Here is a 16372-nt window from a genome sequence, read left to right on the forward strand (position 1 = left end):
ACATGATTAGACGATTTAAGACAATCTTATTTCTAATCCTTGTCACTCTGACACTTGCAGCATGCGGCGGCGGGGATGCTGAAACCGAAACAAAAAAAGAAAAACCGACGACTGCGCCGAAGCCAGTCACATTCACCATCAAGAACAACACAGGCATGGCACTCTTGAGTGTTTCGATTGATTCAACAGATCGCGGACTCACACCGATGAGCTATGGCGGGATCGCCAAAGCAAAGAAGGAAACATTGAAAAATAAAGTGGTTCCCCCCCGAATCGAGGTGCACTATTCCAAACCGAACAAAGAACGTAAGTCCATCATAGTAAATCTTGAGAAAGCTTGTGGCAGTGGGTACACCGGCCCAGTACATCTGACGATTCAATCTGGCGATAAAATTTCTGCCCGCAAAGGCTCCTAGTCTCAATTAATTAACGACTAATCACTAAATAGACCTATTTCATCAGCAGAGTAATATGGCAAAGAAGAAAGCAGCATCCAATAAAGCCTATACAGCCAAGGACATCACTGTTCTTGAAGGCCTTGATCCTGTCCGCAAACGCCCCGGCATGTATATTGGTGGTGTTGGCTCGGCGGGGCTGCATCACCTCGTCTGGGAAATCCTAGACAACTGCGTCGATGAAGCGATGAACGGTCACGCAACCGACATCACTCTCACACTCCACAAGGACGGTACATCGATTACTGTCTCAGACAATGGCCGTGGCATTCCGGTAGATATCCACCCAAAGCATAAAAAATCGGCACTTGAGATTATTCTTTGCACGCTGCACGCTGGCGGTAAGTTTGAAAACGCGAACTACAAAACCTCCGGTGGACTACACGGCGTCGGCGCCTCAGTCGTCAACGCACTCTCTACCAAGCTTATTGCTACCGTGAAACGTGATGGCAAAGAATATCAGCTTTCATTTAAGCAAGGGAAGGCGGAAGGAAAACTAAAGAAACGTGGTGGCGCACGTGGCACAGGCACCACCATCTACTTTCATCCTGACCCAACAATCTTCCCGAAAACGAACTTCAATGCAGACACTATTCGGCAACGCCTTGAAATCGTCTCTTTTCTCCATAAAGCAGTAAAAGTAACATTCAAAAATGAAGTCGAGAGCACTACTGAAGTTTTTGAAAACAAAGATGGCATTGCAGATTTTCTGACAAAGATCACCAAAGAACATAACGCCAAACCTATTAATGGATCACACTTTGCCCTAGAAAAAGAAGGTATTGAAGGCAAACTTGAGTTTGTGTTCCATTGGACCGAGGCAACCGACGAAGTCGTCAAATCATATGTCAATGGCATCCCGACGGCATCAGGCGGTACACATGAGAATGGTTTACGCGCCGGTATTACTAAAGCAGTTCGCAACTTTATTGATACACACAATCTCACACCACGCGGCGTGAAGCTCACACATGACGATATCCGAGAAGGTATTGTTGGGATTCTTTCTGTCTTTATCCCCGACCCACAATTTCAGGGGCAAACCAAAGACCGCTTGAACAATCCAGAGATCGGATCATTTGTAGATGGCGCAGTACGCCCCGCATTAGAACATTGGCTGAACCATAATCGTACCACTGCGGAAACGATTGTATCGCGGATCATTGCCGCAGCACGGGCGCGAGAAGCATCACGTGCCGCCTCGGCTTCCGTATCGCGCAAGTCCGCAACGTCAAATCGCCTTACTCTACCAGGCAAGCTTGCAGACTGCCTAACATCTAATCGCAACAATACAGAGCTGTTCATCGTCGAAGGTGATTCTGCTGGCGGATCCGCAAAACAAGGTCGAGATCGAACACACCAAGCGATTTTACCGCTACGCGGCAAGGTGCTAAATACCGAATCACTGGCACTCTCGAAAGTGCTGCAAAACAAAGAAATTTCGGATCTCATTACCGCACTAGGATGCGGAGTAGGCAAGGATCTCGATCCAAATCGAATGCGGTACGGCCGAGTGATTCTACTTGCTGATGCTGATTCGGATGGGCATCACATCACGACACTTTTACTCACATTCTTCTTTCGGCACATGAAGGATCTGATCACAGAAGGTAGAGTGTTTTTAGCTGTACCACCGCTATACCGTGTTGATATCGCGAAAGAAACCTACTGGGCTGCAGATGACGATGATCGCGATGCACTCATTGCGAAGCACCAAAAAGGCAATGCGAAAATCGAGATTACGCGATTCAAAGGGCTAGGTGAGATGATGCCAAAAACACTTTGGCAAACAACATTAAATCCAAAAACGCGACGGCTCTTACGCGTTGACATTACTGATGGCCTCACCGCAGACCGCATCATGAATGAACTAATGGGGAAAGACCCTGCAGCTCGCTTCTCATTTATCATGCAACATGCTGAAGATGCAGATGACCTTGATGTATAGCGATCCTTCTGCATATCTTTAACAAACATAAACTCCGTATGAGGCATACGGAGTTTTCTTATATCCCAAACCAATCGGTCTTAACCACCACTCATCACTTTACCAACCGAAAAGATCGGCAGCAGTAATGCGATCGCCACAAAACCAATCACACAACCCATGATCGCGATCATTGCTGGCTCAATGAATTGCGTAGTTGTTTTAACCTGATCATCAAACTCTACTTCGGTGTACTCTGCAACACGCTCAAGAACCTGACCAAGCCGGCCTGACTTCTCGCCGGAATAAATCATTTGCGAAACACTTCTAGGAATCAGTTTTGAATTAAACATCGCTTCTGATAGCTGCGTACCTCGGCGAAGCATCTCGTCCGTTTCATCCCAAAAATCATCGTACAAACGATTCGTAGTAACTTCACGAACAATACCGACCATATCAAGAATCGGCACGCCAGCATTGATCATGGTTCCCATCGTGCGGCAACCACGTGTAATGTATAGTTTGTTAAACAATGGGCCTAAAATTGGCAAATGCAGTTTGACGTAATCAATTGTACGCTTACCTTGTTCATTTCGTGACGTGATGATGTAGCCAACAATAAGCGCACCCATTCCAAGAAGCCATGCCCACCAATAGCCAATGAGCATATCACTCATGGTGATAAGCATCTGCGTAGGCATAGGTAACGCAGCTCCTTTAGAAGCGTAAATACCTGAAAAACGTGGCAACACCCATGTGAGAAGAAAAACCATTACACCAAGTGCTACCGCAATCATTACGACAGGATAGGTCAATGCACTTTTGATTTTCTTTGCGGTTTGTGCCTCTTTTTGCATGTAATTCGATATACGATCGAGCATAACACCCATCGTGCCAGACATTTCGCTGGCTCGAATTAAACTCACCATTACGGGTGGAAATATTCTCGGATACGCTCCAAGAGCGGCGCTGAATTCCGAACCAGATTGCACCCGTTCTGAAATATCTTTGACAACCTCTCTGAATGCTTCATTCGGCGACTGGCTACTCACGCACTCAAGCGCTTCGGCTATAGGCACACCAGTCTCAATCATAACTGCCAGTTGATGAGCAAATGTGATTACATCGGCACGTTTGATCTTTCCACCACTACCGCCAGCAACATCATCATCTGACTGAGAGAAAGTACTTGCTACATCAAGTGCTACGACGAATTTACCCTCGCCATGAAGCATGCGCCCTGCATCTTCTTTAGTTACCGCGGAGATCAGGCCTGTTTGTAACTTTCCATGCCTATCTCGTGCTTTGTATTTATACTGAGCCATCTTCCTGCTCCTGTTCACCTATACTTCCGTATATAGGTTTGCCTCACTTCATGCTGCTTTTACACTGTGGTTGCACGAAGAATTTCATCAATCGTGGTCAACCCTGCTTTGACCTTCTCAATGCCATCCTCACGCAATGTGATGTAGCAGCTATCTTCAATCGCTTTACGTTTAATGTCTTGCAATGTGCCTCCTTTGCTGACCACTTCAAGCAATGCATCCGACGGCGTCAGTAGTTCATATATACCAATGCGGCCGGAGTAGCCAGTCATTCGACACTTATTGCAACCCACACCGTGATATAGTTCTTGAACTGGCTCGCCATTGCCAACCAGTGTTTTGACTGCACGTTGTACATCAGATGTTTGATCAACCTTCTCTTTGCAAAGATGACAGATTTTACGTACAAGCCGCTGTGCGAGAACGCCACGGATTGTTGCCGCAACAAGATAAGGCTCCAGACCAATATCAATCAATCGCGTCACAGCACTAGGCGCATCGTTGGTATGAAGTGTCGAAAGAACCATGTGGCCAGTCAGTGCTGCTTGATTCGCAATACGTGCGGTTTCCTCGTCACGTACCTCACCAACCATAATGACGTCGGGGTCTTGACGCAGAAGTGCCCGCAACGCACCAGCAAACGTAAAACCAGCACGCTCTTGAACCTGAAATTGATTAACCCCCGCAATACTGTATTCAACAGGGTCTTCAACGGTGGAGATATTAATCTCGTTGCTGTTAATTTCATTGAGTGTGCCGTAAAGCGTGGTCGATTTACCACTACCAGTCGGCCCGGTTACAAGCACTACGCCATTGGGCTGATGAATAACCTGTCGGTATCGATCGATCATTTCACTGGAAAAACCAAGCTGCGAGAGTGTCTTCATCGCATTGCCGCGATCGATGATGCGAATCACGACCTTCTCGCCAAACTTGCCGGGCATTGTCGATACACGTAAATCAACCTGCCGCCCTTTGACTTGTACGGTAATGCCACCATCCTGTGGAATACGGCGTTCGGAGATGTCCATGCCACCCATGATTTTCACACGACTAACAATCGCAGGCAACATCGAAGCTGGTGGGTTCGCTTTTTCATAAAGACGACCATCAACACGATATCGAACTCTCAAGGTATTCTCATCAGGCTCAATATGAATATCACTTGCCCCGTCACGCACCGCCCCGAAAACAATTCCATTGACAAGGCGGATAACTGGGGATTCATCTCCACCCGCCTCAATATCAGAGATATCTTCGACCTGACTTTCAACGTACTTCAGATCTGCTTCTTCGATGTCATCAACAAGATCTTCAATAACAAATACGCCATCGTTGGCACTGATTGACTGCAATGTTGAGAGGATATCCTTTTCTGTTGCAGCAACAACTTGAACGACATGCCCCGTCATCCGCTCAATTTCTTCTACAAGAAAAACGTTCGCAGGTTCAGCCATCGCAAGTGTCAGTTTGCCACCAACGAGAAATAGTGGAAGAACCTTCTGTTTTTCTGAGTACTCCTTTGGCAGCAATTCAAACACATTTGCATCGACAAGCTTAGCCGAAAGGGTGGCAAATGGGACATCATATGCAACCGCAAGTACTTCCAGCACCTGCTCTTCAGTTACAAACTCTAATTCGACAAGTACCTCACCGAGTAACTTTCGATGAGGTAAATTTTTCTGAAAAGCTAGCGCGTGCTCAATCTGCGCCGCAGTAAGCACGCCCTTTTCAACCAACAAATCTCCCAAACGTAACGGAGCTTGTATCTTCTTATTTTCCGTCGATGCAACCATCGATCGAAATCTCCTCCCTAACGTAAACTCTCTAGTGCTTCATTCACAGAATCTAAGCAAGTAAACCGCGACTGAAGCCGCGTAATATCCAAAATCTTTTGCATATGCTCCGGACAAGCTGCCAAACGCATCTGTCCAAGATAATCAGCACAATGCTCCTGAATCCAAATAAGTGTTTCAAGACCTTTCGAATCAATATGTTCTAGTTCATGACAATCCACAACAAAGTCATGAATTTTCAATTCAATTTGTTCAATGATATGTTTACGCAGCCGCTCACACTCATCCATAATGAGCTCGCCACGTACACCGACCACTGTCACATGGTCATGATCTATACTATTTAAACGAACCAAAATCTTTCTCCATGACTCCTGCACACTTCACTGCAGTCGCAAATGAACATCCCTCCCAGGGGTTCGTATGCACTTACTGTCTTTCTATCAAGCGATCCGTCTATGCCCTTGCTCTGTCTGATGTTTCTCAATAAGTTCAAAGAATGGATCAAAATTTAACCGTACAAAAACATCTGCTAAATCCGGGTCAAACTGCGATCCTTTGCATCTGGTTATTTCTTTTAATACTTCAGTAAGATCAAGTGCTTTACGGTATGTTCGATTTGAGCTCATCGCATCAAACGAATCTGCAAGCCCAATAACACGACCCATCATGGGAATATTCTCGCCCACAAGATTGTTTGGGTAACCACGCCCATCCCAGCGTTCGTGATGACACAACACACCAGGAATTAGATCCTGCATTTGCCGAATATCCTGAAGGATGTGCGCACCAATCTCAGGATGTCTTTTGATAAGATCAAATTCCTGATCTGTAAGTTTACCAGGTTTGCACAACACACTTTCTGGAACACCGATTTTGCCAACGTCATGCAGCATGCCTGCAATATACGTTCGCTCAATAAAATGAGCATCCATGCCTGCTGCTTCAGCAAGAAGTTTACTCATCAAAGCAACACGCTCAGAATGACCATGCGTATACGAGTCTTTCGCATCAATTGCGCTCGTAAGCGCATGCAACGTGCCAAGGAACATTGATTGTGTATCTTCATACAGCATCATGTTGCCAAGGAAAATCGATAAACTGTTAACTAGCGAATCACATAATTTTGTATCAACACTGCTAATATGCGATCCATCAAGCTTATCACCTCCAAACATAACGCCCAACGGCTTGCCATCAAAATGGAGTGGCACAATCAGCATTGTACTTGCCAACTTGGATAGCAAAGGAACATTAGCTTCGCTTGTATTGTCATACACCATACACTGATTGTTGTCGCCGATGCGCATAAGGAAATATCTGCCTACTTCATGCACCGCACGATTATCGCGGTTCATATCCCCAGCAACAATCATTTTCCCCGCAAGTTCACCTAGACGAGGGTCATCGTCTATCAATTGAAGCGCGAGCCATCGAAACCCAACTACTTGTTGAAGCTCCTCACAAGCATCGCTCAAGAACAGCGCAGGCTCTTGATTCACGCGCATGTTGACCGACAATTTATACAACAAACTTAATTCTTCATAAGATTCGCTTAGCTCTGTACTCATGCCTTGAAGCTCGGTTAATCGCCGATCGACTTCAGAAACATCTTCATACATCCAAATCAGCATAGAAGCGAGTCGCTGCGCTTCGTCAGCAGAAACAAAGCCTTTAGGACTTAGTTGCGAGATAAGTTGCCCCGTCTGCAATCCCAATTCTCGAGCAGCCTCATTAATGAATTCACAACCAATGAAATTACTGCCGAGCAATACCACAACGATCATCTGATTTCCAAAACGCTCGTCCGTCCGACGACGGCGACGGATTGGCATCTTCGCAAAATACAACCCGTCACAAACCTCAACCACCTCACTGGTTTCAGCAGATAACTCCTCCCACTTATAACCGATCATATTCATGAACGCTCGCGTTCCCACCATCATTCCCAAACCAATATCAACCTGTCCAACTGGGTAACATTTCCCAGTAGAGGAAAGATCGAGCACAGACAAACCCAGCTCATCAATTCTTTGACGAAGCTTAGGTGAAACACCTGCAGGTAGAGATTGTGTTCGATTGAGTATCAACTTGCTTTCTTTACTTCATTGGTGGTAGTTTGTGGACTAAGTAACTCTTCGACCCGCATCAGAATCTCACGAGGGCTAAATGGTTTGGTTAGCACCCCCGCAATATTTGTTTGCTCAAAATATTCGCTTTCAAGGCTTAATCCTCTTGCGGTTAACATCAATGCGGGTGTACCTGCAGTCTCATCATGCTCTTTAAGCTTGATACATAGCTCTAAACCTGTCATAAAAGGCATCTGATAATCCGTAATGATCAAGTCAGGTTTGTGGGACAAAGCTTTTGCCAAACCTTCCTCGCCATCCTCCGCAGTAATGATCTCATATCCAGCATTACGTAATTTCAAGGAAACTACATGCAAAATATGCGTTTCATCATCAACAACCAGAATGGTGCTTTGCTTAATCATCAATCGGCCTTTCATGCCCTTCTCACTGACTATCTTCCGTGAAACAAACAAATTATCAGAGTCTTCCCTTTATCCGTTGTCGGCAATTGGGAGTGCAAACGTAAATGTACTTCCTTTATCGACTTTACTTTCAACGCCGACTTCACCGCCGTGTACTGTTTCAACAACATGCTTAACTAAGTTCAGCCCTAAACCCGTTCCCTTTGCAAGGTTTTTGTGGTCTGCAACGCGGTAAAATTTATCAAACAGGTGAGGCTTATCAGAATCTGGAACGCCAACCCCCGTATCACTTACTGCGACCGTTACCATCCGCGCACCTTCATTAACCCCTACAGACACACTAACGCGTCCACCGACATCGGTGTACTTGATAGCATTGCTGAATAAATTCAAAGCACATTGCAGAATCATGTCACGGTCAGCAAAAACTTGAAAATAATCTGGGTTCGGTACTTCAACCAATTCGATTTGCTTTGCACGAGCTTGCGGCAACATAATACCAACCGCTTCCTTGATCACCGCGGACAACGAAATATGCTCACGCTGAACTCGAACAATGCCGCTCTCGATACGGCTGATATTTAAAATATTATCAATCAATCGAGAAAGTCGATTGGTTTCGCCTTGAATGATGTTGTAGAACTCCGCTCGTGTTTGATCGTCCTGAGCTTCGCCATCAATCAGCATTTCCATGTATGCCTTGATACTGGACAAAGGTGTTCTCAATTCATGCGATACATTGGAGACAAAGTCGCTCTTAGTTTCAGCAATCTCGCGCTCACGAGTAATATCGCGTAGTATTGTCACAACACCTGAAGCCGATTCATCGGACAATGCTACTGAGCTCTCTGTCTGTGACGACATCTTTTCTTTTACACATGAAAGCGTCACATCGAAGATCGCCTCACGACCAGCCTGCTGAATACGCTGTTCGAGACGGCGCTTTCTTACCGCCCGATTCCCCTCACGGGTATCTTTAATCAATGTTGTTAATGCAGAATCATTGATCACATGATCCACCGGCGATTGCCTTGCTTTATCGAGATTGAAGTGGAAAAGCTCTTCCGCTGCTGCGTTTGCTAACGCGACCTCATTAAAGGTGTCAGTAACAACGACCGCATCATTGAGTGAATCCAGGATTGACGTTAGGTGTTTTTGTTCAGCCTCAGCTAGGCGAAGGCGTATATCAAGCTCTTTTCGCTTCGTTACCAACTCCTCCTGCCGTTGTGACATTGAGGATAACGTCTGCTCGATCACCTCAAGAACTACGCCCAAACCAAAACGACCTTGATACTCACCCGGAAGCGCTTTGCCATGACAAAGTTGCTCAACATGATTGGCTGCGTTCGCCGTTTCCTTCTCAAGTTGATCCATGAAAATCCAATGAATCAGTCCAATTACAAAGCCCCCAACCAATGCACCAATCAGCATCATCGGAAGATTGCTCATAGCAAGCGATCCACCTGCCTCGGATATGAGAAGTACCAACAGCATGATCACTACGCTGCTCACGGCACCAATCCCAAAACTAAGCCATTTCAATGACGACAAAACAAAGCCCCTCTGCTGCCCAAATTTAATCTGAGACAATCAACAAACCCGTGAAGATCAGTATGACATCTGATCAGGCACAAGACTTTGCAATAATTTACGTGCCCGAAGGTCTTCAGGCTCACGACGAAGGGCTTCACGATAAGCTTCAACTGCAGCAGATTTTCGCCCTGCCTTCTGCAGACTCAAACCGCGTAAAATACAGGGAACAGCATCACCTAGAGCTAATTCCGCTGATCGATCAAAATACTTTATTGCTTGATCTAAACGGCCTCGCTTCTGACTGATCATCCCAGCAAGCAAATAGCCTTCGTGCCGATCTGGAGCAGTAGACATCACACGGTTTGCTGCACGCAGCGCACCACTCCAATCTTTCATTGCCCAAGATAATTCACCGTAGCGTATCCAATCATCTACTTGAGAATCGCGTGTACCAGTGAGATCTGCATAAATACGACGAGCATCTTTTACTTGACTAGCACCTTCATAGGCTTCGGCCAACAAACGTCGAAGATCATTACGAGTCACATACTCAGGATTCTCAAGTAAAGCCTTGAGAGAAACCACTGCTGTTTGAAAATCTTTAGCACTTACTTGAGAAATCGCTTGCTCTTCGCGCAACTTTAGATTCTCTGGCTCAAGCATAGATGCTTGACCAAAGTAATGTGCAGCTTTCTCATGATCACCCTTCACACGATACATATGTGCCAACGCTACGCGTAGCCCTGCAATATGATCGAAATAATCGAGCTTGTCTTCCACCTTGCTTATCGCGGCATCAACGAAATCAAGCGCGACCAAAATCTCAGCCTCAGCAAGTAAGTACGACGGATTATCCTTCTCTAACTCATATGCACCATGATAGCTTTCGAGAGCCTGTTCATATCGCTTCCAACGTTGCTGAACAACACCACGATAATAGAATGCGTCTGCATTTTTTTCTTCAAGCTCAATTGCTCGATTGAACCAATGGAGTGCTCGCTCAAGACGCCCCTTTTCAAGCGATAAGCGGCCAGCCAGCAATGCCAAGCTATCATTCTTAGGATCCATACCCATCGCTTCGTTCAGTGTACGCTCACACTGTTCAAAGTCACCCGTTTCGAATTGCTGAACCGCCATCTGCAATTTCATACCCGAGCGCAACGATAGATATCGATCCTTTGCTTCGTTCATCCATTGCTTGTGTGTGTTGTTATTGCCAGCTTGGCAGCCACCAATCAAAACAACGACACTAAACATTGCTATTGCAGCAATCACCCTGAATTTCATTTTATTGTCCATCTTAACGCCCTTCCTTGTTTTCTACCCACACCCTTTGGCAAATGCTCCTGTGGCCGTTAAGCCCCAGGAGCCGTATTCACTATTGTGTATGCCAACTTATTTCATTGGCTGCTCTTCGGTCTGTGTATCGACCTCAGTAACTTTATCAACAGATTCCGCTTCAGCTTCCTTATCAGAACCCATCACTTCATCCATCAGGCTGAAAATATTCAATGAGCCTTCAGTTGATTCGGCTTCCGTCGCCTCAACGCCAGTCTGCGTGTATGTCGTCTGCTTCACATCAGCTTCTGTTTTTTCCATCTCAGCAGCTTCACGTGCAGCTTCCTGGGCAATAATCTCTTGAATCTCAGCTTCAGTTAGTGAGGGCTGTTCAGTATTATCCGTCGCGACGGTTTCATCTTTGCCGTGCTTGGTGACAATCGCTTCGCTTTCAGCACCATCTTGCTTCGCAATTTCTTCAGCATCTTCAGTGTTGTACTGTTTGTAAGTGCCATGCAATCCATCGCCGCCATCAGGAACACTCGAAAGTTCATCTTGAGAAGTCCTGGTTTCAATTTGATTCTTAGCAAGCTCTGGTGCGATGTCACCATCAATGGCCGTAGGTACTTCTGTAGGTGTAGTAACAGCGGCTTCAATCGCTGGTAATTCTGGCGACTGAACTTCAGATGCTTCTTCAATCACAGGTGCTTCAATAGATTCTTCCATAGCGTCAGAATGCTTCTGCACTTCAGCATTGATCATTGAATCAACTGCTTGATCAAGAATACTATCCGCCTTGTAGTACATTCGCTCACCCGTGAGCTGTTCCTTCATACGCATAGCTTCAACGCTAGTTGGATCGATGTAGATTGCCGCATCAATCGCCCACTGTGCTTTTTCCGTGTTGCCGCGTGCCAACTGGTCACGTGCATCACGAAGGTAAGCAGCGCTCATCTTTGATTGACTGAACGGAAGAAGACCGTCACGTGAACCCATGATAGCTTTCTGTACACCATCAAGTGCACTGTTACCCATATCAACAAGTTGCTTATCTTTTACGACAGTTGGGCGAATCATGAAGATCACTTCATTACGATTGATCGTATCGTCTTGACCCTTGAAAGCAGCACCAGCAATTGGAATATCACCCATACCTGGGATCTGACGACGGTCGATCTGATTGCTTTCTTTGAAGAAGCCGCCAAGAACAACAGTCTGACCACTGCGAACCATCACGTTCGACGTCATCTCATTTGTTGTTTCAGTTGGAATCACTGCGCCAGCTTCAACACGTGTTGAGCCTTCACTTACGGATGGCTTAATCTCCATACGGACATAGTTATCTGCGGAGATAAAAGGACGCACCATCAATTGCGTACCAACATTAAGGAACTCAACGGTCTGAGTCGTACTCGTTTCTGTTTGGGTCGTCGACAAATAACCAAGACGCTGACCAACAAGAAGATTGGCACGCTGACGATTGAGTACCATCACCTGCGGCTTAGCCAGCACGGTTGTATCCGTTACTTGATCTAAAGCACGTACAAACACGGAGAAGTCGTTACCAAACAGCGCCACCTTTGCACCACCAAGCTGTTGGGTTTGACCAACTTGTGATGTCACAATCTGGCCATGATTAACCGGACTCGCTGGGGTACCATTAATGATATCGTTCACTGCATCCAATGGCTTGGTAAAATCACCAAAGCTAACATCGGTGAAGATCGCAAAGTCAACGCCAAATTCATTGTTCTCTTCAAGACTTGCTTCGAGAATCCATGATTCAATTAATACTTGAGCTGGACGCGCATCAAGTTGCTCTAACAATGAAAAAATCTGCTCCAGATTCTCTTCATAGTCACGGATTACAAGTGTCACAACTTGGCTAAATGAATTCCCGCCCCCATCACTCACGGTTGCTTCGAAACCATCAGCAACCTGTGATACACCAGTTACACTACCTGCACTTGAAAGCAGTGGCTCAACAAATGCAGCAGCATCTTGACCATTCAGATAGTTCAAATGAACAATCTTTGTTTCAACGACACGATCCGCTTCTTCAAGTGTTTTCAGCTCATCTTTAGTATAGACATAGATAAAGTTGCCGTTCTCACGATAACCAAATCCATTACTATCTAGGATTGCTTCAAGTGCTTCATAAAAATCAACACCATATAAGTCCGCACTCACACTACCCGCCACATTACGGCTTGCAATAATATTGCGCTGACTTTGAATGCTCAGAAGTTGAAGCACTTTTGTAAGATCAAGATCCTTCACATGCAGATCAACAACACCATAGTCGCCGACTGCAACATGTTGACCTTGAAGCTCAGCATCGCTTTCACCTTCATTGAAAAGATCGACAACCGGAGGTTCCCCCCCATTTGTCAAACCTTCCTGAACTTGCCCGCTTACCTCATGCACCCCACCGGTACAAATCATACCCATTGTGCATAAAAAAACGGAAGACCACTTCCTGGTTTTTCTCATACCCATGCTCAACTCCTTCTCGTGCCTCACTTTGGTGACGACTCTACATACGTAATCGCAGCAAGACGCCATCTTTTGTTAGTTCGACCATTCTGTCTGATACCTGGCTTAACTTGAAGCCCATGATCTCTTCACCAGGTACCACAACGATCCCGTTTATCACTGCGTGTGGCTTCTCACCAAGGACCACGCTATTAAGAAACAATTTCGATGCTGCTAAACGCAACTCGGCGATTCTTTGTGCTTCATCGGCTCCATGTGACGCTAACTTTGCAAGCCCGCCATTGTTATCAGAAGTTGATGTCCGTCTGTACGGATTAGCGTCAAATTCAAACACATTCCGTGTAAGCGATCCGGGCAAACTCACTTCAACAACCGCGTGCGGTGTTTTAGCCCTTAAAGCTCTGCCTGTTTCATTGTTAATGTTTACCGTCTGTACCGATTGAGCGGGAACAGCTGTCGCTGTGCGTGGTACTTCCTTCAAGAGCAAGCGGCCCCAAAGCAGCATGCCTACAGCAAACATTCCAATTAATACACCGTATTTTTTACGGTCACGTTGTGGAATACGGTTGATAATCTTCGTTAGCATCTGCATTATTCCATACCTCTCTCACCCGATTCGGAGAAGAAGGTGCTTAATTCAAGATGAATCGCCAATCTCTCGCGTGTATTCTCTCTTCCGACGACATTCCCAATCACTAACTGATCGAGCCGAATCAAACGTGGCATACTCTCAATCGATTTAAGCACACCAAATGTCTCGGGAAAACTACCTTCAAAATCCATCACCATTGGCATCACGTTATAGGCGGCATATGATTCAATTGGCTTAGCAATCACTTCCTGCTCTTGTAGATGATTCTGCCGCAGTGCCCGCGTCAAACCTGTTAAAACATCCGCTAATTCATCTTTTCCCGGTACACGCTGCTGCGCACCACTTAGTTTTTCTCTCAATCGCTCAACCGTATTATTCCGTGCAGCTAATGTACTCTCAGAATTTTGATTCATACCCAATGTTTCTTTGGCTGTATCGATCTCTTTCTGCAACGCCACCTTTGTTTGCTGCTGCGGATACCAAACCAAACTCGCAAATACAATAATTAATAACGCCGCCGCAATTAACGTCTTTACCTGATCTTTCTCAATACGCATCGGCCATCTCCCTCTCCACATATGGCTTCGCATACTCATGTGACAACGACACAATCGTACGCAGTTTGAATTTGCGTCCAATCAGGCCGTCTCTTTCAACCTCTCGACTAAAACGAAGCTCAACACCACGGAATAACGGACAGTCACTCAAACGTGAGATCACTTCTGCCACATGTAAGTCATCTGGTGCTAATCCATCAAATTCAACTGAAATTTCATCTATAACCGGCTGCGTTTTCTTCTGATCTTGGTTACGAGAACGGCTCCGCGCAGGTTTTCTTTGTGCCTTTGCCGCCGCTTGAGTGGCTGTCATCGGTTTAGGCCGCTTTGTTTGCATCTCTAAACCAAGCAACGCCACACTCTCTGGTAGGAGAGATCCAATTTTCGCGATAATTTGCGTGTACTGTACAGGCTGAGACAATTCGTTTTTGAGCTTCATTTCACGTTCAAGTTGGCCTTGCTCTTTCTGTAATTGAATTAACTCAAGTTGTAATTTCTCCGCCATGGAAACTTCATGCTGCAGCTTAATCGATTCATTTTTCAATACACTCACTTCGCGAAAACCAACGGCCCACCAACCAATAAATACCAATGACAACGAAACAATGAGTACAATTTCACGTACCACACGATTTCGACGTGCTTGTCGCTTCATATATACATCAGGTAAAAAATTAATATCTTTCATGCCGCCCCCTTTTGTAACGACACGCCGTTACGTAGCGACAATCCAATAGATGTTGCCCATGCCATATTGCTATCTAACAACAAAAGCTTCTCTGCTTCCGCCTTGCTATCCAGAACATCCAATGCATTTTCAGTATGAATCGATACACCACACTGATTTTCAATTATTTCAGTAAGCCACTTCTGTGATATTTCACTTCCAATCAACGTGACAACTTCGGGGCGCTTCCCTCGAAACGTCACACTAAAATAGCGCAAACATAAACCAATCTCACGAGCAAGTTCTGCAGCAATGTTCCGTAAGGTTTCTTGTGCTTTTTCTTTTAATATTCGATCAGCGCCAAACTCATCGCCTGCATCACAATGACGCATGCGTAAATCATGTGCTTCATTAACAGGGATATTCAAATGATCGGATAGTTCTCGATCAAATCGATGACCATTGATCTCAATCACTTTATAGAAAACAACTCGACCATGGCGATGTATGAGAACACTGGTCTGATATTGCCCCACATCTATAATCACTTCGGCATCTACTTCAATCTCAGCAGACTTCGCATTGGGCTTGCCACGATATGCCGCCCAGCGAAGCAAGCTTGCTGCATCAACCTCTATTCCACCTAATACCATGTTCAATTCATCAAAGACATTGATATATTGGTCTACCTGAGCTTTCTTTACTGAAAAAATGATGATCTCTTCACGCACTTCGTCCCCTTGCAGGACTTCACCCGCACCGTAGAACTGAAGCACATGACTATCTTCTGTGTATCCGAATCGTTGCGAAGCTTCCCACTTAACCGCCATAGGTAATTCATCGGCTGGCATCTGCGGTAGACGCATATGCTTCACTGAAACACGCGCAGCTGGCAAACACAGCACTGCATGATTACCAACAAAAGAACCGGCTGAAATTGCTTGACTAATCCCCTCACAAAGAATTTTCTCATAACGATCATCTTCACGGTGTTCCGCACAAGACAAAGATGCCTCGCTAGCTGAGGCAACCGACAAACGATTGTGATTCAGCTCTGCTTGAAGCAGACGTACACTACGGTTACTTACATCAACCGCAATCGGAAACTTGTGTTTTTTCCAAATGCCTCCAAGCATTCTTTTCTCCCCTTTGATATTCTCGCCTCCTAGGCAAGTCACAAAGCACTTCATGATCCCCAAGCACGCCCTGGCAAACGTGCTCACAAATCTCTCTTGTCATTTGATACTGGCAA

The 16372-nt window shown here is 45.6% G+C and carries 14 protein-coding genes; 2 read left to right on the forward strand and 12 right to left on the reverse strand.

Going from position 1 to position 16372, the window contains the following annotated elements; genetic code table 11:
* The first annotated feature begins 2 nt into the window (after nt 1-2).
* On the forward strand, nt 3-416 hold the full coding sequence (locus ACQ6WK_RS14350; protein WP_432798072.1) for a hypothetical protein: 414 nt from the start codon (nt 3-5) through the stop codon (nt 414-416).
* Nucleotides 417-471: 55 nt separating this feature from the next.
* Nucleotides 472-2403 (forward strand): DNA gyrase/topoisomerase IV subunit B, encoded by a 1932-nt coding sequence (locus tag ACQ6WK_RS14355; protein ID WP_432798073.1) that lies wholly within the window; start codon nt 472-474, stop codon nt 2401-2403.
* Nucleotides 2404-2483: 80 nt separating this feature from the next.
* On the opposite strand, the gene ACQ6WK_RS14360 is transcribed toward ACQ6WK_RS14355, so the two are convergent.
* The 12 genes from ACQ6WK_RS14360 to pilM form a co-directional block, all read right to left on the reverse strand.
* Nucleotides 2484-3707, reverse strand: coding sequence for a type II secretion system F family protein (locus tag ACQ6WK_RS14360; protein WP_432798074.1), 1224 nt, complete (start codon nt 3705-3707; stop codon nt 2484-2486).
* A gap of 59 nt (nt 3708-3766) precedes the next feature.
* Entirely contained in the window at nt 3767-5503 is a 1737-nt protein-coding gene (locus ACQ6WK_RS14365; RefSeq protein WP_432798075.1) for a GspE/PulE family protein, read from the reverse strand.
* 17 nt (nt 5504-5520) lie between these two features.
* The gene (locus ACQ6WK_RS14370; RefSeq protein WP_432798076.1) at nt 5521-5859 is read right to left on the reverse strand and encodes an STAS domain-containing protein; all 339 of its coding nucleotides are present in this window, start codon (nt 5857-5859) and stop codon (nt 5521-5523) included.
* 87 nt (nt 5860-5946) lie between these two features.
* Nucleotides 5947-7593, reverse strand: coding sequence for an HD domain-containing phosphohydrolase (locus ACQ6WK_RS14375; protein WP_432798077.1), 1647 nt, complete (start codon nt 7591-7593; stop codon nt 5947-5949).
* Complete coding sequence (locus ACQ6WK_RS14380) at nt 7590-8012, reverse strand: response regulator (protein ID WP_432798078.1); 423 nt, start codon at nt 8010-8012, stop codon at nt 7590-7592. The genes ACQ6WK_RS14375 and ACQ6WK_RS14380 overlap by 4 nt, the downstream gene beginning before the upstream one ends.
* Nucleotides 8013-8066: 54 nt before the next feature.
* A complete protein-coding gene (locus ACQ6WK_RS14385; RefSeq protein ID WP_432798079.1) occupies nt 8067-9548 on the reverse strand; it encodes an ATP-binding protein in 1482 nt (493 codons plus the stop codon).
* A 57-nt stretch (nt 9549-9605) separates the two neighbouring features.
* Nucleotides 9606-10829 (reverse strand): tetratricopeptide repeat protein, encoded by a 1224-nt coding sequence (locus ACQ6WK_RS14390; RefSeq protein WP_432798080.1) that lies wholly within the window; start codon nt 10827-10829, stop codon nt 9606-9608.
* Between the two features lie 96 nt (nt 10830-10925).
* The gene (locus tag ACQ6WK_RS14395) at nt 10926-13253 is read right to left on the reverse strand and encodes a type II secretion system protein GspD (protein ID WP_432798081.1); all 2328 of its coding nucleotides are present in this window, start codon (nt 13251-13253) and stop codon (nt 10926-10928) included.
* 91 nt (nt 13254-13344) lie between these two features.
* Nucleotides 13345-13890: a hypothetical protein gene (locus ACQ6WK_RS14400; RefSeq protein WP_432798082.1), complete on the reverse strand. Its 546-nt coding sequence runs from the start codon at nt 13888-13890 to the stop codon at nt 13345-13347.
* A gap of 5 nt (nt 13891-13895) precedes the next feature.
* On the reverse strand, nt 13896-14453 hold the full coding sequence (gene pilO / locus ACQ6WK_RS14405) for a type 4a pilus biogenesis protein PilO (RefSeq protein ID WP_432798083.1): 558 nt from the start codon (nt 14451-14453) through the stop codon (nt 13896-13898).
* On the reverse strand, nt 14443-15141 hold the full coding sequence (locus tag ACQ6WK_RS14410; RefSeq protein ID WP_432798084.1) for a PilN domain-containing protein: 699 nt from the start codon (nt 15139-15141) through the stop codon (nt 14443-14445). The genes pilO and ACQ6WK_RS14410 overlap by 11 nt, the downstream gene beginning before the upstream one ends.
* Nucleotides 15138-16310, reverse strand: coding sequence for a pilus assembly protein PilM (gene pilM / locus ACQ6WK_RS14415; RefSeq protein WP_432800409.1), 1173 nt, complete (start codon nt 16308-16310; stop codon nt 15138-15140). Before pilM ends, ACQ6WK_RS14410 begins: the two co-directional genes overlap by 4 nt.
* Nucleotides 16311-16372: the final 62 nt, after the last annotated feature.

It is taken from the genome of Poriferisphaera sp. WC338 (genome assembly GCF_050931845.1).
Classification (GTDB): Bacteria; Planctomycetota; Phycisphaerae; order Phycisphaerales; family Phycisphaeraceae; genus Poriferisphaera.